The sequence below is a fragment of the Micromonospora humida genome (genome assembly GCF_016901255.1).
Classification (GTDB): domain Bacteria; phylum Actinomycetota; class Actinomycetes; order Mycobacteriales; family Micromonosporaceae; genus Micromonospora; species Micromonospora wenchangensis.
Map to the genome: position 1 here is coordinate 321,221 of NZ_JAFEUC010000004.1, position 25,938 is coordinate 347,158.

The 25,938-nt window shown below is 73.4% G+C and carries 21 protein-coding genes; 11 read left to right on the forward strand and 10 right to left on the reverse strand.

Annotated features, from left to right (window positions below):
* The first annotated feature begins 2 nt into the window (after window positions 1–2).
* Window positions 3–1,595, forward strand: a complete 1,593-nt coding sequence (gene thiC, locus JQX11_RS11155) for a phosphomethylpyrimidine synthase ThiC (RefSeq protein WP_204924877.1) — start codon at window positions 3–5, stop codon at window positions 1,593–1,595.
* 233 nt (window positions 1,596–1,828) lie between these two features.
* On the opposite strand, the gene JQX11_RS11160 is transcribed toward thiC, so the two are convergent.
* From JQX11_RS11160 to JQX11_RS11175, 4 genes are all read right to left on the reverse strand, one after another.
* Window positions 1,829–4,294: a hypothetical protein gene (locus JQX11_RS11160; protein WP_204924878.1), complete on the reverse strand. Its 2,466-nt coding sequence runs from the start codon at window positions 4,292–4,294 to the stop codon at window positions 1,829–1,831.
* Window positions 4,295–4,380: 86 nt separating this feature from the next.
* Entirely contained in the window at window positions 4,381–4,689 is a 309-nt protein-coding gene (locus JQX11_RS11165; RefSeq protein ID WP_145921730.1) for a cupin domain-containing protein, read from the reverse strand.
* On the reverse strand, window positions 4,686–5,636 hold the full coding sequence (locus tag JQX11_RS11170) for an LLM class F420-dependent oxidoreductase (RefSeq protein ID WP_204925024.1): 951 nt from the start codon (window positions 5,634–5,636) through the stop codon (window positions 4,686–4,688). Before JQX11_RS11170 ends, JQX11_RS11165 begins: the two co-directional genes overlap by 4 nt.
* 5 nt (window positions 5,637–5,641) lie before the next feature.
* Window positions 5,642–6,424, reverse strand: coding sequence for an ABC transporter ATP-binding protein (locus tag JQX11_RS11175; RefSeq protein ID WP_204924879.1), 783 nt, complete (start codon window positions 6,422–6,424; stop codon window positions 5,642–5,644).
* 260 nt (window positions 6,425–6,684) lie between these two features.
* Here JQX11_RS11175 and JQX11_RS11180 point away from each other — a divergent pair, with 260 nt between their 5' ends.
* Together JQX11_RS11180 and JQX11_RS11185 are read left to right on the forward strand one after the other, a co-directional pair.
* Window positions 6,685–7,713: an ABC transporter substrate-binding protein gene (locus JQX11_RS11180; protein WP_204924880.1), complete on the forward strand. Its 1,029-nt coding sequence runs from the start codon at window positions 6,685–6,687 to the stop codon at window positions 7,711–7,713.
* Window positions 7,714–7,813: 100 nt separating this feature from the next.
* Entirely contained in the window at window positions 7,814–8,680 is an 867-nt protein-coding gene (locus JQX11_RS11185; protein ID WP_204924881.1) for an ABC transporter permease, read from the forward strand.
* A gap of 74 nt (window positions 8,681–8,754) precedes the next feature.
* On the opposite strand, the gene JQX11_RS11190 is transcribed toward JQX11_RS11185, so the two are convergent.
* Window positions 8,755–9,936, reverse strand: coding sequence for an ABC transporter substrate-binding protein (locus JQX11_RS11190; RefSeq protein ID WP_204924882.1), 1,182 nt, complete (start codon window positions 9,934–9,936; stop codon window positions 8,755–8,757).
* A gap of 437 nt (window positions 9,937–10,373) precedes the next feature.
* Between JQX11_RS11190 and JQX11_RS11195 the strand changes: the two genes are divergently transcribed.
* From JQX11_RS11195 to JQX11_RS11210, 4 genes are all read left to right on the forward strand, one after another.
* Window positions 10,374–13,637 carry a sensor histidine kinase gene (locus JQX11_RS11195; RefSeq protein ID WP_204924883.1) on the forward strand — a complete coding sequence of 1,088 codons (3,264 nt, stop codon included), beginning with the start codon at window positions 10,374–10,376 and terminating at the stop codon, window positions 13,635–13,637.
* The gene (locus JQX11_RS11200; protein WP_030329975.1) at window positions 13,634–14,041 is read left to right on the forward strand and encodes a roadblock/LC7 domain-containing protein; all 408 of its coding nucleotides are present in this window, start codon (window positions 13,634–13,636) and stop codon (window positions 14,039–14,041) included. Before JQX11_RS11195 ends, JQX11_RS11200 begins: the two co-directional genes overlap by 4 nt.
* 86 nt (window positions 14,042–14,127) lie before the next feature.
* On the forward strand, window positions 14,128–14,490 hold the full coding sequence (locus JQX11_RS11205) for a DUF742 domain-containing protein (RefSeq protein WP_204924884.1): 363 nt from the start codon (window positions 14,128–14,130) through the stop codon (window positions 14,488–14,490).
* Entirely contained in the window at window positions 14,471–15,094 is a 624-nt protein-coding gene (locus tag JQX11_RS11210) for a GTP-binding protein (RefSeq protein ID WP_088647419.1), read from the forward strand. The genes JQX11_RS11205 and JQX11_RS11210 overlap by 20 nt, the downstream gene beginning before the upstream one ends.
* Window positions 15,095–15,142: 48 nt before the next feature.
* Here JQX11_RS11210 and JQX11_RS11215 read toward each other — a convergent pair whose 3' ends face one another.
* From JQX11_RS11215 to JQX11_RS11235, 5 genes are read right to left on the reverse strand one after another with little or no spacing between them, the layout of a single operon-like run.
* A complete protein-coding gene (locus tag JQX11_RS11215) occupies window positions 15,143–16,231 on the reverse strand; it encodes a uroporphyrinogen-III synthase (protein ID WP_204924885.1) in 1,089 nt (362 codons plus the stop codon).
* Window positions 16,231–16,578: a nitrite reductase small subunit NirD gene (gene nirD / locus JQX11_RS11220; RefSeq protein ID WP_204924886.1), complete on the reverse strand. Its 348-nt coding sequence runs from the start codon at window positions 16,576–16,578 to the stop codon at window positions 16,231–16,233. The genes JQX11_RS11215 and nirD overlap by 1 nt, the downstream gene beginning before the upstream one ends.
* Window positions 16,575–19,139: a nitrite reductase large subunit NirB gene (nirB, locus tag JQX11_RS11225; protein WP_204924887.1), complete on the reverse strand. Its 2,565-nt coding sequence runs from the start codon at window positions 19,137–19,139 to the stop codon at window positions 16,575–16,577. Before nirB ends, nirD begins: the two co-directional genes overlap by 4 nt.
* 29 nt (window positions 19,140–19,168) lie before the next feature.
* On the reverse strand, window positions 19,169–20,605 hold the full coding sequence (locus tag JQX11_RS11230; protein WP_204924888.1) for an FAD-dependent oxidoreductase: 1,437 nt from the start codon (window positions 20,603–20,605) through the stop codon (window positions 19,169–19,171).
* The gene (locus tag JQX11_RS11235; protein WP_204924889.1) at window positions 20,602–22,749 is read right to left on the reverse strand and encodes a molybdopterin oxidoreductase family protein; all 2,148 of its coding nucleotides are present in this window, start codon (window positions 22,747–22,749) and stop codon (window positions 20,602–20,604) included. The genes JQX11_RS11230 and JQX11_RS11235 overlap by 4 nt, the downstream gene beginning before the upstream one ends.
* 150 nt (window positions 22,750–22,899) lie before the next feature.
* Between JQX11_RS11235 and JQX11_RS11240 the strand changes: the two genes are divergently transcribed.
* The 4 genes from JQX11_RS11240 to JQX11_RS11255 all read left to right on the forward strand — a co-directional run bounded on the left by JQX11_RS11240 (window position 22,900) and on the right by JQX11_RS11255 (window position 25,776).
* Window positions 22,900–23,598 (forward strand): class I SAM-dependent methyltransferase, encoded by a 699-nt coding sequence (locus JQX11_RS11240; RefSeq protein WP_204924890.1) that lies wholly within the window; start codon window positions 22,900–22,902, stop codon window positions 23,596–23,598.
* Window positions 23,599–23,670: 72 nt separating this feature from the next.
* Window positions 23,671–23,928, forward strand: a complete 258-nt coding sequence (locus JQX11_RS11245; protein ID WP_088647412.1) for a DUF6364 family protein — start codon at window positions 23,671–23,673, stop codon at window positions 23,926–23,928.
* A complete protein-coding gene (locus tag JQX11_RS11250) occupies window positions 23,906–24,211 on the forward strand; it encodes a type II toxin-antitoxin system PemK/MazF family toxin (protein ID WP_204924891.1) in 306 nt (101 codons plus the stop codon). Before JQX11_RS11245 ends, JQX11_RS11250 begins: the two co-directional genes overlap by 23 nt.
* A 173-nt stretch (window positions 24,212–24,384) precedes the next feature.
* A complete protein-coding gene (locus tag JQX11_RS11255) occupies window positions 24,385–25,776 on the forward strand; it encodes an MFS transporter (protein WP_204925025.1) in 1,392 nt (463 codons plus the stop codon).
* Window positions 25,777–25,938 lie beyond the last annotated feature (162 nt).

Sequence of the window (25,938 nt, forward strand, 5' to 3'; positions counted from 1 at the left end):
TCATGCAGGCACGTCGCAAGGTCTACGTCGAGGGGTCCCGGCCGGACGTCCGGGTGCCGTTCGCCGAGGTGGAGCTGGCCGGGGACAACCCGCCGCTGCGCCTCTACGACACGTCGGGCCCCGGCTCGGATCCGGAGGTGGGGCTGCCGCCGCTGCGCGGGCCGTGGATCGCCGAGCGGGGTGACGTCGCGCCGGTCCGGGGCGCGGGCACCCCGCTGGCCGGCGTCGACGCCAGGCGACCCACCCAGCTCCGGTACGCCCGCGCCGGGGTGGTCACCCCGGAGATGGAGTTCGTGGCGATCCGGGAGGGGCTGCCGCCGGAGCTGGTGCGCGACGAGATCGCCGCCGGCCGGGCGGTGCTGCCGCTCAACGTCAACCATCCCGAGTGCGAGCCGGCGATCATCGGCAAGGCGTTCCTGGTGAAGGTCAACGCCAACATCGGCACCTCGGCGGTGACCTCGTCGGTCGCCGAGGAGGTGGAGAAGCTGACCTGGGCCACCCGGTGGGGCGCGGACACCGTGATGGACCTGTCGACGGGCAAGCGGATCCACGAGACCCGGGAGGCGATCGTCCGCAACTCGCCGGTGCCGATCGGCACCGTGCCGATCTACCAGGCGCTGGAGAAGGTCGGTGGCGACCCGGTCAAGCTGAGCTGGGAGGTGTTCCGGGAGACCGTCATCGAGCAGGCCGAGCAGGGCGTCGACTACATGACGGTGCACGCGGGGGTGCTGCTGCCGTACGTGCCGCTGGCCGTCGACCGGGTCACCGGGATCGTCTCCCGGGGCGGCTCGATCATGGCGGCCTGGTGCCTGGCGCACCACGAGGAGAACTTCCTCTACACCAACTTCCGCGAGCTGTGCGCGATCCTCGCCCGCTACGACGTGACGTTCTCCCTCGGCGACGGCCTGCGCCCCGGCTCGATCGCCGACGCCAACGACGAGGCCCAGTTCGCCGAGCTGCGCACCCTGGGCGAGCTGACCCGGATCGCCTGGGAGTACGACGTGCAGGTGATGATCGAGGGCCCCGGTCACGTGCCGATGCACAAGATCAAGGAGAACGTGGACCTCCAGCAGGAGTGGTGCCACGAGGCCCCGTTCTACACCCTCGGCCCGCTGACCACCGACATCGCCCCCGCGTACGACCACATCACCTCGGCGATCGGGGCCGCGATGATCGGCATGTACGGCACCGCGATGCTGTGTTACGTCACCCCGAAGGAGCACCTCGGACTGCCCGACCGGGACGAAGTGAAGGCGGGCGTGATCGCGTACAAGATCGCGGCGCACGCGGCCGACCTGGCCAAGGGGCACCCCGGAGCGCAGGCCTGGGACGACGCGCTGTCCAAGGCGCGGTTCGAGTTCCGCTGGGAGGACCAGTTCAACCTGTCGCTGGACCCGGAGACCGCCCGTTCCTACCACGACGCGACCCTGCCGGCGGAGCCGGCGAAGACCGCCCACTTCTGCTCCATGTGCGGCCCGAAGTTCTGCTCCATGAAGATCACCCAGGAGCTGAAGGAGTACGCCGCCCAGGGCATGCAGACCAAGTCGGCGGAGTTCCGCTCCACCGGCAACCGCGTCTACCTCCCCCTCGCCTGACCGGTTCTGCTCCGGTGATCAAGAGCTTCGCGTCAGTTTCCGCGCGGCGGATGACGCAAAGCTCTTGATCACCACCCTCCGCCGGCTGCTCGCCCGTTTCGTCCTGGTTGTTGTTCGGTGATCAAGAGGTTTGCGTCAGGTCTTGCCGGGCGGGTGGGGTGACGCAAAGCTCTTGATCACCGGGGGCAGACCGGGGGTGGGGTGGGCTGGGTGGGGGGAGTGGGGGTGGGGGGTTAGTCGCGGTGGTGGTGGCGGCCGCTGGTGCGCAGGGAGCGTCGGCCGCTGTCCCGGTCCGGTTCGTTGTCGGCCAGGGGCTTGCCCAGGCCGGTGACCCAGTCGACGTACTCGTCGTCCGGCGTCGCCGACTTCGGGTCGACTTCGTCCGTTGGGGCGTCCTGCGGGGAGCGGTTACGCCGGAACAGTCCCCGTCGGCCCCTGGCCTTCCCGGTCTGCTCCGGCGCGTTGCCGTCGCCGGGCGCGTTGCCGTCCTCCGGAGCGGGCCCGGACTGGTCAGGGTCGGCAGGCGGACCGTCCACCGGCGCGGTGCCGCTGGACTCCTCCGGCTCCCAGCGGAGACTGACCGGCTTCGGGGCGTCCGTCTGCTCGGTGGCACCCGGTTCGGGAAACGGCAGGGCGGCCCGGGCCGGTGCGGGCCGGTGGGCACCGGCCGGGCCACCCGTACCGCCGAGATCCGGCAGGTGGTGGCGGGGGCGGGGGGTGGCCTCGACGCCACCCGGCGCGACGTGCCGTACGCCGGCCACCGGCGGCACGTCCTCGGTGATCGGCGTGGCCGCAGCGGTGCCGCCCCGGCTGGTGGTCTCCGGTGCCGTCGTGCCGACCGGGGCGGCGTTGACGCCATCCGGTGTCGGGCTGCCGGTCGGGCCGGAGCCGGCCGGTCGGTCCTCCCCGGTACCGCCTGTCTCTGCGACGGGCGAGGGTTCGGGGCGTCCAGCGGGGACGGCCGCAGCTCCGGTCGCGGTGGACCGGGCGCGGCTGGCCCGCTTCGCCCGGGGCTTGGGCGTGGCCATGGACTCCTCCCCGGTGGCCGGCCCGGCACCTGCTGCCGGCCGCACTGCGCCGACCTCGCTGCCCGCCTGTTCGGCGGCTGCCGCCTTCCGCTGGCCTGAGCGGCTTCGCGGCGACCCGGCCCGACCAGCTCCCGCCCCCGCGGACGACGTCGCATCCGGTGCGTCCCCGGCCGGCCCGTCCGGGGTGGCTGCCGCCGGGTCCGGCCCGGTCGGGGCCGGCCGGTTCGGGCTCGGAGCCGGCTCGATCGGGGTCGAGCCGCTCCAGGTCGCCCCGGTCGTGCTCGCCCCGGTCGGGGTCAGGCCGGTCGGGGCCGCAGCGGCCGGGGCCGCGCCGGTCCGGCTCGGTTCGGGCCTGGTCGGGGGTGGGGTGGTGCGGGAGGCGTGCCGGTCGGCGACCGTGGCGGCGGGGTCCGGCCAGTCCCAGTGGGCCGGGTGGCGGCCGGTGCCCGGCGCGTCAGGCGACGGCCACCCCGGACCGGTGCCCGGTACCGCCGGCACCCCGCCGACCCCCGACGCGATGTCGGCCGAGGACCCGGAGGCCATCGCGGAGGCGGCGGCAGCGGGCCGGTCGGTGGCGCGAGAGCGGGCGGCGTCCGGTCGGTCGGGGTGGAGGGCGCGGGTGGCGGCGCTCAGGTCCACGGTGACCGGCTCGTCCGCGCCGGTGCCGGCCAGCTCGGAGCCGGTGAGATCGGAGCCGGTCAGGCCGGTCCGGTCCGGTCCGGAGCCGGCAGCGGCGGTGCGGGCCGGGTCGGACACGGCCGGCAGCGGGGCGAGGATGTCGGTCGGCTCGATCGCCGTCCCGCCGTCGCGGCGGGCGGCGCGGGCGGGCAGCAGCGGCCAGCGCGCCACGGTGGCGGCGACCGAGCCGAGCGCGCCGGCGACGACCGCGATCACCGCGCCGTAGTACGGGGCGAGCTGGTACCGGTCCACCTGGTCACCCGGCCCGGCGGTCAGGTAGGCGAAGGCGAGCAGCACCGGCCCGGCGACCCCGGTCGCCCCTCCGGTCAGCGGGGGGTGTCCCCGTCGCCGGGCCAGCCCGCCGGTCACCGCGCCGGCCACCAGCGCGATCACGGGCAGCAGCAGCATAGCCAGCCGCTGTGCCTGGTCCGCCCCGAGCCAGGAGGGTTCCAGCACCCCCAGGCGTACGGTGCGCAGCGGCTCGCTGGACAGCACCGCCGGTGCGACCGACAGGAGCGCGACCAGCCAGATCGTCCCGCCCAGCAGGGCGACGTTCCAGCCCAGCGGGGGGCGCAGCAGGACGGCCGAGGCGGCGCCCGCGCCGACCACCGCCCCGGCGACCGCGCAGATGCCGACCGCCCAGACCGGGTCGACGGCGGTCAGGTCGGCGGCCCGCGCGGGCTGCATGCAGAGCGGGGCGACGACCAGCGCGCCGAGCGCGGCGACACCGGAGATCGCGAGCTGGACGGGGGTGCCCTCCGGCAGTCCCTCGCGCCGGGCGAGCCGGCCGGTGAGGACCGCGCCGACCACGGCGGCGGTCACCGCGAACCAGCCCACCCAGGCGAGCTGGGCCGGCCAGCGGTTGACGTCGGTGAAGTCGCCGGTGAGTCGGACGATGCCGAAGCCGTACGCGATGCCGAGTTGGCCGGCCCCGGCCAACATGCTCACCCCGAGTGCGGTGAGCAGCAGTTTGCCCCACGTCCGAAAGGCCATGTGGCGCACGTTACGGCCCGGTGCCCCCGATCGCCACTGCGGCGCGGCGCGGCCGGGACGACCTGTTACCCAAGCTCTACCAGCGACTACTTCAGCTCGACCAGGCGGGCCAGGTAGGTCGTGTCCCCGACGTTGGTGAGCATGTGGACGGCGCCCGGGTCCCGGTAGACCACCCCGCCGGTGGGTTCGTCGGCGTCGATCCGGGTGCCGTCGATCGTCTGCACCACGTTCTTCGCGCCCTCGATCGCGACCACCAGGTACGGGTGGTCGTGCCGGTGCAGCGGCTGCCGCTCGCCCGGGGCCAGCCGGATGTGCCAGACCCGCACCCGGTCGTTCTCGAAGACGATCTCCTGGCCGACCGGGCCGAGTTCGAGGTCGTGCGTCACGTCGGTCATCGGGTTCCGTCCAGTTGGGGGAGCACCTCGGCGGCGATGAGCTCCAGGTGGTCGAGGTCGTCGAGGTCGATCAGCCGCAGGTGCACCCGGGTCGCGCCGATCGCGGCGAACTCGCCGATCCGGTCGACCAGTTGGGCGGGGGAGCCGACCACCGGGTCCTCCGGCGGCAGGGCGCTCTTGACGTGCAGCGGCGCGGCCCGGCGGTGGGCTTCGGCGTCGGTGCGCCCGATCGCCACCACGATCCCGGCGGAGAGCACCAGCGGGGCCCGCCCCGACTCGGCCCGGCCGGCCCGGTCGCAGGCTTCCCGTACCCGGTCGTACGCCTCGGCGGTCTCCTCGACCGACTTGAACGGCATGTTGAACTCGTCGGCGTACCGGGCGGCGAGGTCGGGGGTGCGCTTCGGTCCCCGGCCGCCGACGATGACCGGCGGGCCGGGCTGCTGGACCGGTTTGGGCAGGGCCGGGGCGTCGACGAGCCGGTAGTGCTCACCGGCCCAGCTGTACGTCTCGCCGACCGGGGTGCGCCACAGCCCGGTGACGATCTCCAGTTGCTCGGCGAGCCGGTCGAAGCGTTCGCCGACGCCGGGGAAGGGGATGCCGTAGGCGGTGTGTTCCCGCTCGTACCAGCCGGCGCCGATGCCCAGCTCGACCCGTCCGCCGCTCATCTGGTCGACCTGGGCGACCATCACGGCCAGCGGGCCGGGCAGCCGGAAGGTGGCCGAGGTGACCAGGGTGCCGAGCCGGATGCGGGAGGTTTCGCGGGCGAGCGCGGCCAGGGTCAGCCAGGCGTCGGTGGGGCCGGGCAGCCCGGGTTCGTCGCCCATCGCCCGGTAGTGGTCGGCCCGCAGGAACCCGTCGAAGCCGCCGGCCTCGCAGAGCTGGGCGAACCGGAGCTGGTCGTCGTAGCTGGCACCCCGGTGGGGTTCGGTGAAGATCGCCACCCGCACGGTCATCATCCCTCCACCCCGGCTGTCGCCGGCAGGTCCCGCTCCATCAGCAGTTCGTGCAGGTCGGCGCTGACCCGGGCGACGTCGGCCAGGTGCGCGTTGCGGCCGAGGGTACGGGGCCGGGGGATGTCCACGTCGACGATCTTGCGGATCCGGCCGGGGCGGGGGCTGAGCACGACCACCCGGTCGGCCAGCAGCACCGCCTCGTCGATGGAGTGGGTGACGAAGACGACTGTCGCGCCGGTCTCCATGTGCACCCGTTGCAGTTCCCCGGAGAGTTCCTCGCGGGTGAGCGCGTCCAGGGCGGAGAAGGGTTCGTCCATCAGCATCACCCGGGGCTCGCCGATCAGCGACCGGCACAGTGACACCCGCTGCTGCATGCCGCCGGAGAGTTCGTGCGGCAGGCGTTTCTCGAAGCCGGCCAGGCCGGAGAGTTCCAGCAGCTGGCGGGCGCGGTCGCGGTGTTTGGCGCGGCTCCAGCCGAAGATCTCGGCCGGCAGCAGCACGTTGTCGAGCACGGTGCGCCAGGGGAGCAGGGCCGGCTTCTGGAAGAGCATCGCGACGTCCCGGCGGGGCCGGGTGATCCGGCTACCGGCTACGGTGATCTCGCCGCCGCTGACCGGCAGCAGCCCGGCGATCATCCGGAGCAGGGTGGACTTGCCGCAGCCGGAGCGGCCGAGCACGGCGACGAACTCGCCCTCGGCCACGTCGAGGTCGATCCCGCGCAACGCCTCGACCCGCCCGGAACGGCCGTCGAACGTACGCGACACATCGGACAGTCGGATCATCGCCGTCGGTCTCCCCTGATTCGGCGGTCAGGAATCCGACAAGGATATCCCCAGCGTGCTGGCCGCTCACTGTCCGGGGTGGAACGCAGTTGTTTCCGTTCCGCAACCCGATCCGCCTGGTGTGGTGACGGTAAGTGTCTCGTACTCTGTGCCAGCGAAGAGTCCCTTCACGACGGCGGCTCGGTGCCCCCTCACGCCGTGCCGCCGACCGACAACCCCCTCCGGGTACACCGCCCGGTCGGAAAGGACATGGTGCACAGATGACAAGGCTGACCCGCACGGTCGCCGCGGCCACCCTGGCCACCGCCCTCGCCCTGGTCTCCGCCTGCAGTGGCGGGTCCGACTCGGCGGATGCAAAGACCGGCGACGGCTCGTCGCTGGAGAAGGTGACCTACCTCACCTCGTTCGGCAACTTCGGCCGTGACTCCTACGCCTGGGTGGCGAAGGACAAGGGCTTCTTCAAGGAGGCCGGCTTCGACGTGGAGATCAAGCCCGGTCAGGGCACCGGCGCGGTGATCCAGACCATCGTCGGCGGCCAGGCCGACTTCGGTCCGATCGACCTGACCGGTGGCCTGCTCCAGGTCGGCAACGGGCAGGCCAAGGACTTCGTGGCGGTGGCCGCGATCCAGCAGCGCACCATGGCCGCCATCGTCTCGGTCGAGGGCAAGAACATCGCCACGCCCAAGGACCTGGAGGGCAAGAAGCTCGCGGACACCCCCGGCTCCGTCGTGCGCAACCTCTTCCCGACCTACGCCCGGATGGCCGGGGTGGACTACACCAAGGTCACCTGGGTCAACGACCAGGCGCAGAACCTGATGGGCACGCTGGCCTCCGGCCAGGTCGACGGCATCGGCCAGTTCGTCGTCGGCCAGCCGACCGTCGAGGCGGTCACCAAGAAGAAGCCCGTCGTGCTGCCGTACAGCAACGTGATGCAGGACCTCTACGGCAACGCGCTGATCACCTCCAGCAAGATGGCCAAGGAGAACCCGGACAAGGTGAAGAAGTTCACCGCCGCGCTGCTCAAGGGCCTGGAGTACGCCCTGGCCAACCCGCAGGAGGCGGCCGACATCCTGAAGAAGAACGTGGCCGCCACCAACCCGGCCGCCGCCGCGGCCGAGCTGCAGCTGATGGCCGGTTACGTCCGTTCCAGCAACTCCGGCACCGCCATCGGCACCCTGGACAGCGACCGGGTGGCCAAGAGCATCGCCATCCTCCAGGGCGCCGGCGCGCTCAAGTCGAACATCACGCCGGACCAGATCATCAACTTCGACCTCGTACCGAAGGCCTGACCGACACCGACGGTGCCACGGGGGTGCGACCCAGCGGGACGACCGGTGGGCGCACCCCCGTCGTGTGCCGGCCCTGGTGCCGGCAGGAGAGGAGGACCCTGTGACGGAGTCGATCCGGACCCGTCCCGTACCCGGGTCGGCCGGACCGCCGAGCGCCGTGCCGACCGTGCCCCCGACGCCCGGCCGGTCACCCTGGTCCCGGATACGCCCCGCGACGGTCGGCCTGCCGCTGCTCGGCCTGGTGGTCACCGTGGCCGTCTGGTGGGCGGTCACCTCCGGGCTGCACCTGGTGCACCCGGCGTCCCTGCCGCCGCCGCAGGCGGTCGGGACGTCACTGACCTCCTCGGCTGACGTGCTCTTCCCGGCGCTGGGTACGACCACGCTGATGACGGTGCTCGGCTTCCTGCTGTCGGCGGTCGCCGGGGTGCTGATCGGGATGGCGCTGGCCGCCTCCCGGCGGGCCGAGCGGATGTTCGCCCCGCTGCTGGTGGCGATCAACGCGGTCCCGAAGATCGCGCTCGGGCCGCTGCTGGTGGTTTCGGTCGGCTGGGGGACCAAGCCGATCCTGACCATGGTGTTCCTGCTCTGCTTCTTCCCGATCGTGCTCTCCACCGCCACCGGCCTGACCACCACCCCGGCCGACCTGGCCGAGTTGGCCCGGTCACTGAACGCCTCCTGGTGGCAGTCGTTCCGCAAGGTCCGGTTCCCGGCCGCGCTGCCGCAGATCTTCGTCGGGCTGAAGGTGGCGATGCCGCTGGCCGCGATCGGCGCGGTGATCGGGGAGTTCTACTCTGACAAGCCGGGGCTGGGCTACCAGATCCTCCAGTACAACGGCGTCGGCGACACGGCGACCGCGTGGGCGGCGATCGTGCTGATCGCCGCCATGAGCATCCTGCTCTACTCGGCGTTGTCGCTGGTGGAGCGGCTGGCCCTGCCCTGGGTGCGGGCCACCACCTCGGCCCGCTGACCCGTCCCGGGGCGACACCCCGACGCCACTGACGGGCCGACCCCACCCGGGGTCGGCCCGTCAGCGAGCGGTGGTCAGCCCGCCAGCCGCCACCGGCCGCCGCGCGCGACGAGCGTGGTCAACGCCTGCGGCATCAGGCCGGAGTGGTTGTCCGGGGTCATCCGGATCGGCCCGGACAGACCGTCGAGCTGGGACGTCTCCAACACGTCGCGCAGTCCGTCGCGGTCGACCCTGCCGTCGGAGCCGCCGGAGCGCAGCGCCGAGTCGGCGATCAGCTGCACGGCGTCGGCGGCGAACGACGACAGTCCGTTGTAGCCGCCGAACCGGGCGGTGTAGTCCTGGAACCACTGTCGACGGGCGGCCTTGGCCGGGGTGGTGGCGATGACGTCGTCGATCACCATGGTCTGCGTGAAGATCAACGTGGCCCGTTCGGTGGCCTGGCCGGAACCGCCCAGGAAGAGGTCGCCGGCCGCGGCGGCGTCGAAGAAGAGCGATCCGCCGTAGCCGGACTGGTCGGCGGCGGTGGCGGCGAGGGTGGCCTGCTCCGGCGGGGTCCAGATGATCAGGGCGGCGGGGTCGCGGTTGGTCAGCCGGCGCACCGGCGCGGCCAGTTCGGTGTCGGTGGTGCGGACGGCCTCGGCGCGTACCCGCTTGATGGTGGTCTTGCCGAACTCGGCGTCCAGCGCGGTCAGGCCCTCACGCCCGTAGTCGTCGTCGCTGTGCAGGACACCGACCTCGGTGATCCCGCGCCGCCGCAGCTCGGCGGTGAGCGCGGCGGCGCTGTCGGTCGCGTTCGGCGCGAGCTTGAACACGTACCGGCGTTCGGGGACCGGGTTGGCGACCGCACCGGACGGGGCGAGCGCGATGGTCGGGACCTTCCGCTCGTTGATGGTGCGCACGGCGTCGACGGCGCACTGGTTGCAACCGCCCATGATGATGGCGTTGACCGTGGCGTCGTTGCTGAAGTCGCCGATGTTGCGCAGCGACTCGGCGGCGTCGGAGCGGTTGTCCTTGACCACCAGCCTGATCTTCCGGTCGCCCAGGGCGCCGGACGAGTTCAACTGGTCGACCTTCAGTTCCAGGGCGCGCTGGTACGCCTTGCCGACCGGTGCGGCGACACCGGAGAGTTCGAGATCGGCGGCGATGGTGATCGGGCTGCTGTCCTTCTCTGCCGCGCCGAACGAGCAGCCGGTGAGCGTGGCGGCCAGCACGGCCGATGCGAGCGCCACGATGGTCGCGGAGCGGATGGGGCTCAACTCAGTCCTCCAGGTGCGGCGCGGGCGGAGCCCGGTCACCGCCGCTAGTCCGTCCTCAGTGGAGAAACGGGATTGTGTGCCGTACGGTGTGCGCGAAAGCCTGCAAAACCTTGCCAATGCGGGGGCGTGCGGTCAAGCGCGATGCTGACGGCGGTTTCGGGACGCGAATCTCACATTGTGGGGACATCAGATATTTACCCATGCTCACTCATCAGAGGCGAACGAACACTCTGGAGTGACATGCCCTGTTCAGGGGTGGCCTGCTCAGCAGGGAAAATGGTGACCAGACCACTGGTCGCCCGATTCCTGTCCGAACGCGGCTTCCCAAACAGGATCTTCTCTGATGAAATCGCGGCCGTGCCGCGCGTGGCGCTGTCCGTCGCACCAGGCGCGGGTCGGCGGGTCAGGCGTATGGAAGATACGACGGAGGCGATGTCGTGAGCACCGGACCGACGACCCTGCCCGAGCCAGGCGAAAACGCCCGACCCGAACGGGAACGCCGACTGCCCCGGTTGCGGGATGCGCGGATTCGTTCCAAGCTCGCCCTCATTCTGGTCGTACCGGTCGCCGCGGTCATCGCGTTGGCAACAATCCGACTTGTTTCCACTACTGAGGGTGCTGTCGACGCGACCCAGATCCGGTCGCTGACCGCACTGTCCATCGACGTCTCCGCGCTGACGCAGGATCTGCACAAGGAACGGATGGCGGCCGCCGCCTACCTGGCGAACCCGCAGCTGCGCCCGGACGACTACAACCTGCGGGTGCGGGCCACCGGCGAGCGGATCAACGAGTACCGGGCCGAGCGGGCCGACCTCGGCGAGGTCCCGTCCGCCGTACGGGACCGGCTCAAGGTGATCGACGACCACCTGCGCACGCTCGACGCGACCCGGCAGGAGGTGCTCGACCGCCGGCAGATGCCGGTCGCCGAGGCCACCCTGCGGTACGGCGTGATCCTCACCGACCTGGTCTCGTACGGCGACACCCTGGCCCAGTTGCCCGGCCAGGAGAGCCTCGCGGACGCCCGCCGCGCGGTGGCCGCGTTCAGCCGGGCCAAGTCGGCCGTCGCCGAGGAGGAGGCGGTCGCCTACACCGCGCTGGTCGGCGGACGCCTCGACGAGGAGCAGTTCTCCTCCTTCGTGGCGACCCTGACCAGCCAGCAGGAGGCGCTGCTCGGCTTCGCCCTCGCCGCCGACCCCACCCAGCGCGCACTCGTCAACAGCGCGGTCTCCGGTGACGCCGTCGGCCTCGCCGACCGGGTGGCCGCCGACATCACCCGCTCGGTCGGTCAGCGCAGCCCGGTCAGCGCCGGTGATGCCAGCGCCGCGATCGGCGCGGTCAACGACCTGATGCGGTGGACCGAGATCCAGCTCCAGGACACCCTGCTCACCCGCTCCGAGCAGGCTCGCAGCGACGTCATCCAGCAGGCCGTCATCGAGACGGTGCTGGTGCTGCTCACCCTCATCGTGGCGATCACCCTCGCGGTGGTGCTGGCCCGCTCGCTCAACCACTCGCTGCGCCGGCTGCGGGAGGGCGCGCTGTCGGTGGCCAACCACGACCTGCCGGACGCGGTCAAGCGGCTGCAGAACATGGGCAGCGTCGGCGACGGCGGGGTCGACGAGATCGTCCGCCAGGTGCGGGACCCGATCCGGTTGACCAACCGGGACGAGGTCGGCCAGGTGGCCCTGGCGTTCAACGTCGTGCACCGGGAGGCCGTCCGGGTCGCCGCCGAGCAGGCGGCGCTGCGGACCAGCGTCTCGGCAATGTTCCTCAACCTGGCCCGGCGCAGTCAGACCCTGGTCGACCGGATGATCGGCGAACTGGACGCGATCGAGCGCGGCGAGGAGGACCCGAAGCGGCTCGCCCAGCTCTTCGAGCTGGACCACCTCGCCACCCGGATGCGCCGCAACGACGAGAACCTGCTGGTCCTGGCCGGTGCCGACTCGGCCGTGCCGCGCCGCGACGACGCGCTACTGGTCGACGTCCTGCGCGCCGCCCAGTCCGAGGTGGAGCTGTACAACCGGATCGAGTTCGGCACCGTCGACACCGACATCTCGGTCGCCGCCCACGCCGTCAACGACGTGGTACGCCTCGTCGCCGAGCTGCTGGACAACGCCACCCGCTTCTCGCCGCCCACCACCACGGTGGTCGCCGACGGCCGGCGCATCCGCGACTACGTGCTGATCCAGATCGAGGACCGTGGCCTCGGCCTCACCGACGAGCAGCTCGACTCGCTCAACCGCCGACTCGCCGCCCCGCCGACGGTGGACGTGGCCGCCTTCCGGCTGATGGGTCTCGCCGTGGTCAGCCGGCTCGCCAGCCGGTACAGCATCCGGGTGGAGCTGCGCCGCAACGTCGAGGGCGGCACCGTCGCCCAGGTGACGCTGCCCAACGCCACCGTGGTGCTCCCCGCCCACCGGGGTCGGGACCAGGCGATCAGCCGGCCCCGTCAGCCGCTGGCGGTCGAGCAGCCGCCCGCCCCCGCCGGTATCGGTGGGGCCCTCAACGGGGCCCGCAGCGCGTCGGCGACCCTGACTGACCAGTGGCGCAACACCCCGCCGGCCCCGGCCCCCTGGCAGCCGCCGGTGGACGCCCGGGACACCGCCCCCGCCGTGCAGTTCGGCGGGCCGGTCTCCGCCCCGCCGTTCGCCCCGGCCCCCACCCCGGCGACCGCCGACTCCGGATTCAACGCGTTCTCGGCCGGCAGCCCCACGGTGGCGAACCCGACCATCGACCCGCTGCCACGGCGGGCCGCGCCCGGCGAGCCCGCCCCGGTGCTGCCGACCGGCCCGGTCGCCGGTGCCGCACCGCACCCGACGGAGTCGTATGGCGCGGGCGCCATGCCGTTCGCCGGCGCACCGGCCGCGGCCCCGTACGCGGGAGCACCGGCGGCGACCCCGTTCGCCCCGGCCGCCGCCGCGTCGTTCGCCCCGGCCGCCCCGCCGGCCGCGTACGCCGCCCCCGCCGCACAGCCGTACACCGCGCCGGCCACCTCGTACGCCCCGCCGGCCCCGTCGACGCCGGTGGTGGCCCGACCGGACCGGCCGGCCGACTCGCCGATCTTCCGGGAGATGGAGGCGGTGTGGTTCCGGTCCCACGGGGACGACGCCACCGCGATCTTCACCCGGCCCCGGTTCGACGAGGAGCCGCCGACCGCCCCGGCCCGCCCGAACGGCGCGACCACGCCGTCGCGCCCGCCGCTGCCCACCCGGGTGCCGACCGCGCCGACCGCCGCCGGCACGCCGACCGTGACGCCCGCCGCCCCGGAAGCGCCGGCCGCGACCGGTCCGGTTCCGCCCGCCGCGACCGGTCCCGTTCCGCCGGCCGCGACCGGTCCCGTACCGCCCGCCGCCACCGCGTCGCCGACATACGGCACACCCCCGCCGGCCGCCCCCGAGGCACCGGCGACCCCGCCGGCCACCGACGCCGACGCGTGGCGGACGGCGGCCGACGACGGCTGGACCCGGGCCAGCCAGGCGGCCGAGCCGGCCAACGCCGGCACCACCCGGTCCGGCCTGCCCAAGCGGGTTCCCCAGGCACAGCTCGTGCCCGGCGGGATCGAGCCGAAGAGCGGCCGGGACCGCAGCCGCCGCACCCCCGACGAAGTACGCGGCCTGCTCTCGGCCTACCACCGCGGCGTGCAGCGCGGTCGCACGGCGGGCGCGGACCCCAACAGCACCTCGACCAAGGAGACGAACCGATGAACAGGCCAGCTGCCATGCAGGACATGGGTTGGCTGCTCACCAACTTCGCCGACAGCGTGGCGGGTATCGCCCACGTGGTGGCGGTGTCCGCGGACGGGCTGCTGCTCGCCTCCTCGCGGGACCTGCCCGCCGACCGGGCCGACCAGCTCGCGGCGATCACCTCCGGCGTGGTGAGTCTGACCGAGGGTGCCGCCCGGATGTTCAGCGCTGGCGGGGTGCTGCAGACAGTGATCGAGATGGACAGCGGCTACCTGTTCCTGATGTCGATCAGCGACGGGTCGTCCATGGCGGTGCTCGCCGCCCGCAGCTGTGACGTGGGTCAGGTCGGCTACGAGATGGCGCTGCTGGTCGAGCGGGTGGGCGCGGCGCTGGTGCCGCTGCCGCGGGACGCTGTGCGTTCGTAGCCACGGCGGGGGCCGGGCGCGACCGCGTCCGGCCCGAGTGACGAAGCATCCGGGCCCGGACCCGGGCGGGAGGAGGTGATCGAGGGATGGACCCCCGGCGGGACCCACGTGGAGCGCTGGTACGTCCGTACGCGGTCACCCGGGGCCGCACCGAACCGAGCCGGGACATCGCGCTGGAGGCGGTGCTCAGCTCCAACGCGACCCAGGTGGCCGAGTCCCGCTTCGCCGGGCACGACAAGTACCGAATCGCCACCGTCTGCGAGGGACGGGCGCAGTCGCTGGCGGAGATCGCCGCGTACACCCGGATGCCACTGGGCGTCACCCGGGTGCTGGTCGCCGACCTGGTCGCCGACGGTCTGCTCACGCTACACACTGCCGCTCCCGCCGAGGGGTTCGAGGAGCGAATGGAAATCCTTGGAAGGGTGCTAAGTGGACTTCGCAGGCTATGACCCCGCCGGGTCGCGCCAGAGCCGGGGAATCGTCTCCGCGAAGATCGTGGTCGCGGGCGGCTTCGGCGTGGGCAAGACGACCCTGGTCGGGGCGATCTCCGAGATCACGCCGCTGACCACAGAGGCGCTGATGACCGCCGCCGGTGTCGGCATCGACGACCCGTCGAAGGTGCCCGGCAAGGAGACCACCACGGTCGCCATGGACTTCGGCCGGATCACCATGGCGCAGGACCTGATCCTGTACCTGTTCGGCACGCCCGGCCAGACCCGGTTCTGGTTCATGTGGGACGAGATCATCCGGGGCGCGGTGGGCGCCGCCGTCCTGGTGGACACCCGCCGGATCACCGACGCCTTCGCCCCGCTGGACTACTTCGAGAACCGCAAACTCCCGTACGTGGTGGCGCTGAACCGGTTCGACGGCTCGGACCTGTACGAGCCGGAGGAGGTCCGGGAGGCGCTGGCCATCTCGGCGGACGTGCCGCTGGTGATGTGCGACGCCCGCGACCGCGAGTCGGTCAAGCAGGTGCTGGTGACCGTGGTGGAACACGCCATGATCCGGCTCCAGGCCGAGCACGGACGGGGCTTCCCCACCCCGGTGGGCTGAACCTGACCCGGCCCGCCCCGCCGCGTGACGGTGGGGCGGGCACCCGGGTCACTCCACCCGGAGCCGGTAGCCGCGCTTGACCACGGTCTGCACCACCCGGGGCGCGCGCAGCCCCACCCGCAACCGGGCGACCGCCATCTCCACCGCGTGCTCGTCGGCCCCCCGGGGCAGCGTGCGGAGCAGTTCCGTCCGGGACAGCACCCGGCCGGGCCGGGTGGCCAGGGCCCGCAGCACCGCCATCGGGGCGGGGGCCAGCGGGCGCAGTTCCCCGTCGATGACGGCGGCGTGCCCGCGCAGGGTCAGCAGGTGCCCGGCCGCCTTCACGGTGACGGTACGGCGGGGCAGCTCGTCCACGATGGTGCGGACCAGCGCGCCGAGCCGGGCCCGGCTCGGCGCGCTGACCGGCACCCCCCGCCGGACCAGGGGTTCGGCGGTCACCGCGCCGACGCAGCTGACCAGGACGTCCCCGCGCAACGCGGCCAGGACCGTCTCGGTCCGGTCCCCGGCGGCCCGCAGCAGCGCCTCCGCCGCCGGGGCGGAGGTGAAGGTGACGGCGTCGACCAGACGGCCGGCGACCAGGTCGATCAGCCGGTGCAGCGGGGCCGGGTCGGTCGGTGGGGCCCACCGGTAGACGGGCACCTCGATCACCGTGGCGCCGGCCGCCTCCAGCGCCTCGGTGCACTCCGGCTGCCGGTCGCCGTGCAGTTGCATGGCTATCACCTGCCCGGCCACGCCGCGCCGGCACAGGTGCTCCACCACCTCCTCGCAGCTCTCCGAGGCCGGCGACCACTGGTCGTGCAGGCCGGCGGCGCGGATCGCCCCCCGCGCCTTGGGGCCCCGGGCCACCACGTAGGCCCGGGACAGCACGCCCTTCAGCGGCTCGGCCAACCCCCAGCCCTCGGCCGCCTCCAGCCAGCCGCGCATGCCGATGCCGGTGTTGGCCATCAGCACGTCCGGCGGCCGGTCCAGGCAGGCCCGGGTGGCGTCCCGCAGGTCGGTGTCGTCGGCCAGCGGCACGATCCGCAGGGCCGGGGCGAGCACCACCCGGGCACCGCGCCGTTCCAGCAACGCGGCCAGTTCGTCGCGTCGCCGGTCGGCGGTCACCCCGATGGTGAAGCCGGCCAGTTCGTCCCGCATCACTCCTCCTGTCGCAGCCGCACCTCGACCAGGCCGTCCCGGCAGCGGACGTCGTACCGGGGCAGGGTCACCCCGGGCAGGTCCAGGCAGAGCCCGGTTCGCAGGTCGTACACCTGCTTGTGCAGGGGAGAGGCGACGGTGGGCGCCCCGTCCCGGCTGCCGACGATGCCCCGCGACATCACGTACGCGCGGCTGAGCGGGTCGAGATTGTCCACCGCGAACAGTTCGTCGTCGATCCGGAAGATCGCCACCTGGACGCCGTCGACGAGAGCGGCGACGCCCCGTTCGGGCTCCAGCCGGTCCAGCGGGCAGACCCGGGTCCAGTCGACGGTGACGGTGCCGCTCATCGCCGCACCTCCGGCAGGCCGAGGGCGACCGGCTGGCGACGTCGGGCGGGTGCCCCGTCGGGTGGTGCGCCCCCGTCGGGTGGGACGGTGGCGGGCCGGGTGTCGCGCGTCGGCACCGGCTGGCCGCGTTCCACCGCGAAGGTGATCGACGGGTCCGGCACGTCGGGGGCGTTGACGAACGAGGTGAACCGGCGCAGCCGGTCGGGGTCGTCGAGCACGTCGCGCCACTCGTCGGAGTAGGAGGTGACGTGCCGGGCCATCGCCGCGTCGAGTTCGGCGCAGAGCCCCAGCGAGTCGTCGACGATCACCGAGCGCAGGTGTTCGAGGCCGCCGTCCATCGCCTCGATCCAGGCGGAGGTGCGTTGCAGCCGGTCGGCGGTGCGGACGTAGAACATCAGGAACCTGTCGATCAGCGTGATCAGTTCCTCGGTGGTCAGGTCGGTGGCGAACAGGTCGGCGTGCCGGGGCCGGAAGCCGCCGTTGCCGCCGAGGTAGAGGTTCCAGCCGGTGTCGGTGGCGATGATGCCGAAGTCCTTGCTGCGCGCCTCGGCGCACTCCCGGGCACAGCCGGAGACGGCGGACTTGAGCTTGTGCGGGGCGCGCAGTCCCCGGTAGCGCAGTTCCAGCGCGACGGCCAGGCCGACCGAGTCCTGCACCCCGTACCGGCACCAGGTCTCGCCGACGCAGGACTTCACCGTGCGCAGCGCCTTGCCGTACGCGTGGCCGGACTCGAAGCCGGCGTCGACCAGCCGCCGCCAGATCTGCGGGAGCTGCTCGACCCGCGCACCGAACAGGTCGATCCGCTGCCCGCCGGTGATCTTGGTGTAGAGCTGGAAGTCGCGGGCCACCTCGCCGATCACGATCAGCTTGTCCGGGGTGATCTCGCCGCCCGGGATCCGGGGCACCACCGAGTAGCTGCCGTCGCGTTGCAGGTTGGCCAGGAAGTGGTCGTTGGTGTCCTGCAGTGACGCCTGCTCGCCGTCGAGCACGTGGCCGGTGCCCAGCGAGGCGAGGATCGAGGCCACCACCGGCTTGCAGACGTCGCAGCCCCGGCCCCGGCCGTGCTCGGCCACGAGCTGCGAGAACGTCCGGATGCCGCGCACCCGGACGATGTCGAACAACTCCTGCCGGCTGGCGTCGAAGTGCTCGCACAGCGCCGTGGACTGCTGCACCCCGGCCGCGTCGAGCAGTTGCTTGAGCATCGGAACGCAGGAGCCGCAGCTCGTCCCGGCCCGGGTGCACGCCTTCAACGCCGGCACGTCGCATGCCCCGCCGGCGATCGCCGCGTCGATGTCGTCGCGGGTCACCGCGTTGCACGAGCAGACCTGCGCCGCGCCGGGCAGCGCGGTCACCCCGCCGCCGCCCTCGCCGGCCGGGGCGAGCAGCGTCAACGGGGGAGCGGGCAGCGGGCCGCCGACGCTGGCCCGCAGCGTCGGGTAGGCGGTCGCGTCCCCGACCAGCACCCCGCCGAGCAGCGTCCGCGCGTCGTCGGAGAGGACCAGCTTCGCGTACGAGCGGGTGGCCGGGTCGGTGAACGTGACGTCCAGGCAGCCCGGGGTGGTGCCGTGGGCGTCACCGAACGAGGCCACGTCGACGCCGAGCAGCTTGAGTTTCGTGGCACTGTCCGCGCCGGGGAAGGTGGCCGCGCCGCCGAGCAGCCGGTCGGCCACCACCTCGGCCATCGCGTACCCGGGGGCGACCAGACCGTGGCAGGTGCCGTCGACGGCGGCGCACTCGCCGACCGCCCAGATCCGCTCGTCGTCGCTGCGGCAGGCCGCGTCGACCAGCACCCCGCCGCGTGGGCCGAGGGCCAGGCCGGCGGCGCGGGCCAGCTCGTCGCGCGGCCGGATACCGGCGGCCACCACGACCAGGTCGGCGTCGACCGTGCCGCCGTCGGAGAGGTCCAGGGCGGCGACCGTGCCGGCCGGGCCGGGCCGCAGCGCGGTGGTGCCGACCCCGAGGTGGGTGGTGACGCCCAGCTCCTCGACGTAGCGGCGCAGCATCGCCCCGCCCGCCTCGTCGACCTGCACCGGCATCAGCCGGGGCGCGAACTCCACCACGTGGGTCCGCAGCCCCAGCAGGCGCAGCGCGTTGGCGGCCTCCAGCCCGAGCAGGCCACCGCCGATGACCGCCCCGGTCGACCGGCCCCGGGCGTGCTCCCGGATCGCCTCCAGGTCGTCCAGGGTGCGGTAGACGAAGACGCCGGGCAGGTCGGTGCCGGCCACCGGCGGGACGAACGGGTACGACCCGGTGGCCAGCACGAGTGCGTCGTACGGGTGCTCCCCGGTCGCGGTGGTCACCACCCGCCGGTCCCGGTCGATCCCGGTGACCGGCTCACCGAGGCGCAGCTCCACCCCGTCGTCGGGGGTGTGCAGGTTCAGTTCCTCGGCGGTGACCCCGTCGAAGAACGCGGACAGTCGGACCCGGTCGTACGCCGGGCGGGATTCCTCGGCGAGCACCGTCACCTGCCAGTGCCGGTCGTGGTCGCGGGCGCGCAGCGCCTCGACGAACCGCTGGCCGACCATGCCGTTGCCGACGACGACCAAACGTCCACCGGTCATCGGGTCACCTCCTCGTGGTGTCATCACGGTCATCGGGTCGTCCCCACCGAGTCCACTCCGGACAGCCAGTCGACGATGCCGCCGACGGCCTGCCGGCAGCCGCCGCAGCCGGTTCCGGCCCGGGTCGCGGCGACCACCTCGTCGACCGTCCGGGCGCCGGCCCGCCAGCAGCGGACCAGGGTGCCCTTGTCGACGTCGTTGCACTGGCAGACGGTTGCCGCGTCCGGCATCAGCGCCGGGGACGCGGCGGGTGTCGCGGGGGCGTTGCCGATCGACCGGCCGAGCAGCAGTGCCCGCCGGTCGGTGGGGACCGGGGCACCCCGGTCGAAGAGCTGCACCACCGTGCCGACCGCCGGGTTGTCGCCGAGCAGGATCGCCCCGGTGAGCCGGTCGTGGTGGATGCGTATCCGGGCGTACGTCCCCCGGGTCGGGTCGGCGAAGGTCAGTTCCTCGCCGGGGCCGCCGGCCGGGTCGCCCATCGCGGCCAGGTCGATCCCGGCGGCCTTGAGCCGGGTGACCACCGGCCGGGGCCGGTAGCGGGCGGCGGGGTCCTCGCCGGTGAGCAGCCGGGCCACCACCCGGGCCTGCGCCCAGGCGGGCGCGACCAGCCCGGTCGGGCCCTGGCCGGGTGGCCGTGCGCAGTCGCCGATCGCCGAGATCGCCTCGTCCGCGGTGCGCAGCCGGTCGTCGACCAGCACCCCCCGGTCGACGGCCAGCCCGGCGGCGGCGGCCAGGTCGGTGTCGGGACGGACCCCGCAGGAGAGCACCAGCAGGTCGGCGTGCAGGGCGGTGCCGTCGGCCAGGTCGAGCCGGACCCCGTCAGGGTCGCTGGCCAGCCCGGTCGCCGGCACCCCCAGCCGGGTGGCCACGCCGAGCCCGGCCAGCGTGCCGGCGAGCACCGCGCCGGCGGTCGGGTCGAGCTGCCGTTCCATCAGGTGCGGGTGGGGGTGGACCACGGTCACCGCGAGCCCCCGGGCGGCCAGCCCGCGCGCCGCCTCCAGGCCGAGCAGCCCTCCGCCGAGCACCAGCGCGGTGCGCGCCGAGCGGGCGGTGGCGAGGATGCGGCGGCAGTCGGCCAGGGTACGGAAGACGGCCACCCGGGGCGGCAGGTCGGCCGGGTCGAGGCCGGCCAGCGGGGGCACCACGGCCCGGCTGCCGGTGGCGAGGACCAGGTGGTCGTAGTCGAGGTCGCCGTCGGGGGTGCGCACCGTGCGGGCCGCCCGGTCGATCGCGGTGACCGGCGCGCCGGTCCGCACGTCGGTGCCCTGCCCGGCGACCTCGGCCAGCTCCACGTCGGGCTCGTCGACCTTGCCCGCCAGCAGCGTGGACAGCATGATCCGGTTGTACGCCCGGTGCGGTTCCGCCCCGAGCACGGTGACCTTGCGGTCCCCGTTGCGGGCGTGCAGCTCGGTGGCGAGCCGGGCACCGGCCATGCCGTACCCGACGATCACGATGTGGCCGGTCATGCCCGCTCCACCCGGACCGCGCAGATCTTGAACTCGGGCATCCCGGAGACCGGGTCGAGGGCGTCGTTGGTGACCGAGTTGGCGCGGGCCGCCCCGGGCCAGTGGAACGGGGCGAAGACGGTGTCCGGCCGGATGGTCGGGCTGAGTCGGGCCGGTGCCCGCAGCTCACCCCGGCGGGAGGCGACCCGTACCTCGTCGCCGTCGCCGACGCCGAGCCGGGTGGCCAGGTCGGGGTGCAGTTCGACGAAGCCGTGCGGGGCGGCCCGGCGCAGCGCGTCGACCCGCCGGGTCTGCGTGCCGGACTGGTACTGGGCGAGTACCCGCCCGGTCGTGAAGTGCAGCGGATAGTCGGCGCAGACCGGCTCGGCCGCCGGCCGGTGCCGTACGGCGTGGAACCGGGCCCGGCCGGTCGGGGTGGGGAACGTGTCGGCGAAGAGCCGGGGGGAGTCCGGTCCGTCCGGGTCGGGGCACGGCCAGAAGACCCCGTCGGCGGATTCGATCCGCTCCCAGCTCACCCCGGCGTAGTCGGCGACGCCACCGGCGGAGGCCCGGCGCAGCTCGGCGAAGACGACCCTCGGGTCGGTGGGGAAGCGGTCCACGGCGGGACCGGCGGCGGGGCCGGTCGGCACCGGGTCGGGGGCGTCGAGGCGGGCCGCGAGGTCGGCGAGGACCGTCAGGTCGGTGCGGACGCCGGGCGGCGGTCGACGCAGCGCGCGGCGGCGCAGCACCCGACCCTCCAGATTGGTCATCGTGCCGTCCTCCTCGGCCCACTGGGCCACCGGGAGCACCACGTCGGCCAGTTCGGCCGTCTCGGAGCGCAGGAAATCGGCCACCACCAGTAGGTCCAGCCCGCGCAGGCGGGACTCGACCCGGGCGGCCCGGGGCGCGGAGACCACCGGGTTGGAGCCGAAGACCAGCAGCGCGCGGGGGCCGTCGGGGGTGCCGAGCGAGTCGAGCAACTGGTAGGCGGGCACCCCGGGGCCGGGCAACTCGGCCGGGTCGACGCCCCAGACCCCCGCGACGTGGGCGCGGGCGGCCGGATCGTCGATCTTCCGGTAGCCGGGGAGCTGGTCGGACTTCTGGCCGTGTTCGCGTCCGCCCTGGCCGTTGCCCTGACCGGTGAGGCAGCCGTACCCGGAGTGTGGGCGGCCGGGCAGACCGAGGGCGAGGGCGAGGTTGACGTAGGCGCTGACCGTGTCGACGCCCTTGGCGTGCTGTTCGGCGCCCCGGGCGGTGAGGATCATCGCCGAACCGGCGGTGCCGAGCGCGCGGGCGGTCGCCTCCAGGTCGGCCACCGGCACCCCGGAGAGCCGTTCCACCTCGGCCGGCCAGTACTCGGCGACGGTACGGCGTACCGCGTCGAAGCCCTCGGTGCGGGCGGCGACGTACTCCCGGTCGATCAGCCCCTCGGTGAGCGCGATGTGCAGCAGCGCGTTGGCGACCGCGAGATCGGTGCCGGGCAGCGGTTGCAGGTGCAGGTCGGCCTGGCGGGCGGTGGCGGTGAGCCGGGGGTCGACCACGATCAGCCGGCCGCCCCGGGCCCGCTGGTCGGTCACGTGCCGCATCAGCGGCGGCATGGTCTCGGCCGGGTTCGTCCCGACCAGCAGCAGGGTGTCGGTGCGGCCCAGGTCGGTCAGCGGGAACGGCAGCCCCCGGTCGACGCCGAAGGCGCGCAGACCGGCGGCCGCGGCCGAGGACATGCACCACCGGCCGTTGTAGTCGATGTGCCGGGTCCGCAGCGCCACCCGGGCGAACTTGCCGAGGGCGTACGCCTTCTCGTTGGTGAGCCCGCCGCCGCCGAAGACGGCGACCGCGTCCCGCCCGTGGGCCCGCTGGACGGTGCGCAGCCCGTCGACGATCCGGTCCAGCGCGGCCGCCCAGGTCGCCGGGCGCAGCGTGCCGGACGGATCGCGGACCAGCGGGGTGGTCAACCGGTCGGGGTGGTCGAGCAGGTCGGCGGCGGTCCAGCCCTTCTGGCACAGCCCGCCGCGATTGGTGGGGAACTGTCGGGGCTGGACCTCGATCCGGCCGTCGTCGGTGTCCCGCAGGACCATGCCGCACTGGAGCGCGCAGTACGGGCAGTGCGTTTCCGCCTCGCGGGGTGGCTGCCCCGTTCGTGTCGCGGCGCGTGCACCGTCTGTCATGTCCGCAAAGCGTGCCGCCGGCCGGTTTCCGACCGGGGTCCCTTCTGTTTCGGTCCTGTCAAGAGCGGTTCACACCGCACCGGGGCATCGGAGCGGACGGTGGGGTCTATAATATGAGACAGGTTTCCTAATATGTGAGAGGGGTGGATCGTGGACGTGACGGCGGCCTTCGATGCGGTGGCGGGCTCCTACGATCAGGCCCGCCGCCGGCTCGTCCCCTGCTTCGACGACTTCTACGGCACCGCCGTCGAGGTGGCGGCCCCGCCGCTGCGGGCCGCGCTCGCCGCCGGTCGTACCCCCGAGGTGCTCGACCTGGGCGCCGGCACCGGGCTGCTCTCGCTGCTGCTCACCGCAGCGCTGCCCGGGGTGCGGGTGACCCTGGTCGACGGGGCGGCGCGGATGCTCGCGGTGGCCGCCGACGGACTGACCGCCCGGGGGGTGGCGCACCGCACCGTCGTGGCCGACCTGGCAGATCCGCTGCCCGTCGGCCGGTACGACGCGGTGGTCTCCGCCCTGGCCGTGCACCACCTCGACGACGACGGCAAACGCGCCCTCTACCGGCGGGCGGCCGGCGCGCTCGTCCCCGGCGGGGTGTTCGTCAACGCCGAGCAGGTGGCCGGTCCCACCCCGACCCTGGACCGTCGGTACGACGACGTCTGGCTGGCGCAGACCGCCGCCCGGGGCTCCGACGCCGACGAGATCGCCGCCGCCCGGCAGCGGATGCGGCACGACCGTCCGGCGTCGGTGGCCGACCAGTGCCGGTGGCTGGCCGACGCCGGCCTGGTCGACGTGGACTGCTTCTACAAGGCGTGGCGGTTCGCGGTCTTCGGCGGGCGCCGCCCGGCCTGACCCGGGCTGTCGCGGGCGGCGGTCCGGGTCATGGGGATGACCGGTGGTCATACCCGGGGTAGGATCAGCGGCATGACTGCCAAGGTGACCCTCTCGTTCTCGGACGAGACGATCGAGGAGGCCCGCCGGTTCGCCAAGCGGGAGGGGCTGTCCCTCTCTGCCTGGATGGACCAGGCCGCCCGGGAGAAGGCCCTGCGGGAGGTCTTCACCGCACACGCCGAAGCGGTCGGCCGGGCCGGGCTCGACCTGGAATCCGCCGCCCTCGCCGACGCCAGCGAGGTGGGGATGGTCGCCGACGTGCTCTTCGGTGGTCGCCCGCGTGCTGCGTAGGGGAGAGGTCTGGCGCATCGAGGGCGCCCGGGAACGGCTCGGCCTGGTGATCAGCTCCGACGTCTACAACTCCACCGACGTGCCGATCGTGATCGTCGCCGAGGTGGTCGAGACGGCGCTGCTGCGGGACTCCCCGCTCGCCGTGCCGATGGGTGGCAACGTGGTCATGCCCGACCGGCTGTCCGCGCCGATGAAGAAGTGGTTCACCGAGTGCGTGGATATCGCCGACACCGAGACCATGCAGCGGGTGAACCGCGCGCTGCGCATCCTCCAGGAACTCTGACCACCTCACGGCAGGCCGCCGGGCGACGTGCGGTTCCCGTTTCCGGAACGACCCAACCGGGCCACCACCGGGAAACCGGCACTGCTTAGCATCCCTCTTCATATCGATGAGGAGGAATCGCCGTGAGTACGCTCGCCAGTAGCAGCAACTCCGCCGCCGACCCGGCGGGCGCCATCGACGCACAGCCGGAGGCCGATCCGTCGACTTCCGCCGATCCGCCTGCCGCCCGGGGCGCCGGACGCCGGCACCGGCTCGACGACTGGCGGCCCGAGGACCCCACCTTCTGGCGGACGACCGGAGCGCCGATCGCCCGCCGTAACCTTTGGGTGTCGATCTTCGCCGAGCACGTCGGTTTCTCGGTGTGGAGCCTCTGGTCGGTCACCGTGCTCTTCCTCGGCCCGGCGTACGGCATCGACCCGGCGGGCAAGTTCCTGCTCACCGCCGTGCCGGCCGCGCTGGGCGCGGTGCTGCGGCTGCCGTACACCCTGGCCGTGGCCCGCTTCGGCGGGCGGAACTGGACCATCGTCAGCGCGCTGCTGCTGCTCGTGCCGGCGGTGCCGATGACGGTGCTGCTGGAACCGGGGGTGTCCTACACCACGCTGATGGTGCTGGCCTGCCTGACCGGGGTCGGCGGCGGCAACTTCGCCTCGTCGATGGCGAACATCAACCTGTTCTTCCCCGACCGGCTCAAGGGCCGCGCGCTCGGGCTCAACGCCGGCGGCGGCAACCTCGGCGTACCGGCCGTGCAACTGGTCGGGCTCGCGGTGCTGGCCACCGCCGGGGCCGCGTACCCCCGGCTGGTGCCGGCGGTCTACCTGCCGCTGATCGTGCTGGCCGCGCTCGCCGCCGCCCGCTGGCTGGACAACATCCCGGACGCCCACAACGAGCCCGGCGCGCTGCGCGAGGCAGCCCGCGACCGGCACACCTGGGTGATGTCCCTGCTGTACGTGGGCACCTTCGGCTCCTTCATCGGCTTCGGTTTCGCCTTCGGCCAGGTGCTCCAGCTCCAGTTCGCCGAGCGCTTCCCCACCCCGGTCGACGCGGCCTGGCTGACCTTCCTCGGACCACTGATCGGTTCGCTGATCCGGCCCGTCGGTGGGCAGCTCGCCGACCGGCTCGGCGGGGCCCGGGTGACCTTCTGGAACTTCGTCGCGATGGCAGTCGGCGCCAGCCTGGTGCTCTTCGCCGCCCGGGAACGGTCGTTCCCGCTCTACCTGACCGGGTTCCTGTCGCTGTTCGTCTTCTCCGGCATCGGCAACGGCTCCACGTACAAGATGATCCCGGCGATCTTCCGGGCCCGCGCGACGGCCGAGGCGGAGCTGACCGGTGACCCGGCCGCCGCGCAGCGCCGGGCCCGGCGGCTCTCCGGTGCCCTGATCGGCATCGCCGGAGCGGTCGGCGCCTCGGGCGGGGTGCTGGTGAACGTCGCCTTCCGGCAGTCCTTCCTCACCTCCGGCAACGCGGACGCCGCCTATCTGGCCTTCATCGGGTGGTACGCGCTCTGCTTCGTGGTGACCTGGACGGTCTACCTGCGGCCCGGCCCGGGTAGGCTCACCGGAGTGTGACCATGGTCATGCGGGAAAACCGCAGGCCACGCCGGTCTACCCCCCGTTTTGACCAGCCGACGGGGCGGCGGGTATCGTTGCCTGCTGTTGTACGACATCCAGAGGCGTGCCGCTCAGGTACGCTTGGTCGTTCGTGCGCGCTGGTCCGGCCGGGAAGCCTCT

Excerpts from the sequence above, each read along its gene's own strand:
- thiC (WP_204924877.1), top strand. The coding sequence starts at position 3 with ATGCAGGCACGTCGCAAGGTCTACGTCGAGGGGTCCCGGCCGGACGTC.
- JQX11_RS11160 (WP_204924878.1), bottom strand. The coding sequence starts at position 4,294 with ATGGCCTTTCGGACGTGGGGCAAACTGCTGCTCACCGCACTCGGGGTG.
- JQX11_RS11165 (WP_145921730.1), bottom strand. The coding sequence starts at position 4,689 with ATGACCGACGTGACGCACGACCTCGAACTCGGCCCGGTCGGCCAGGAG.
- JQX11_RS11175 (WP_204924879.1), bottom strand. The coding sequence starts at position 6,424 with ATGATCCGACTGTCCGATGTGTCGCGTACGTTCGACGGCCGTTCCGGG.
- JQX11_RS11180 (WP_204924880.1), top strand. The coding sequence starts at position 6,685 with ATGACAAGGCTGACCCGCACGGTCGCCGCGGCCACCCTGGCCACCGCC.
- JQX11_RS11200 (WP_030329975.1), top strand. The coding sequence starts at position 13,634 with ATGAACAGGCCAGCTGCCATGCAGGACATGGGTTGGCTGCTCACCAAC.
- JQX11_RS11205 (WP_204924884.1), top strand. The coding sequence starts at position 14,128 with ATGGACCCCCGGCGGGACCCACGTGGAGCGCTGGTACGTCCGTACGCG.
- JQX11_RS11215 (WP_204924885.1), bottom strand. The coding sequence starts at position 16,231 with ATGCGGGACGAACTGGCCGGCTTCACCATCGGGGTGACCGCCGACCGG.
- nirD (WP_204924886.1), bottom strand. The coding sequence starts at position 16,578 with ATGAGCGGCACCGTCACCGTCGACTGGACCCGGGTCTGCCCGCTGGAC.
- nirB (WP_204924887.1), bottom strand. The coding sequence starts at position 19,139 with ATGACCGGTGGACGTTTGGTCGTCGTCGGCAACGGCATGGTCGGCCAG.
- JQX11_RS11230 (WP_204924888.1), bottom strand. The coding sequence starts at position 20,605 with ATGACCGGCCACATCGTGATCGTCGGGTACGGCATGGCCGGTGCCCGG.
- JQX11_RS11235 (WP_204924889.1), bottom strand. The coding sequence starts at position 22,749 with ATGACAGACGGTGCACGCGCCGCGACACGAACGGGGCAGCCACCCCGC.
- JQX11_RS11245 (WP_088647412.1), top strand. The coding sequence starts at position 23,671 with ATGACTGCCAAGGTGACCCTCTCGTTCTCGGACGAGACGATCGAGGAG.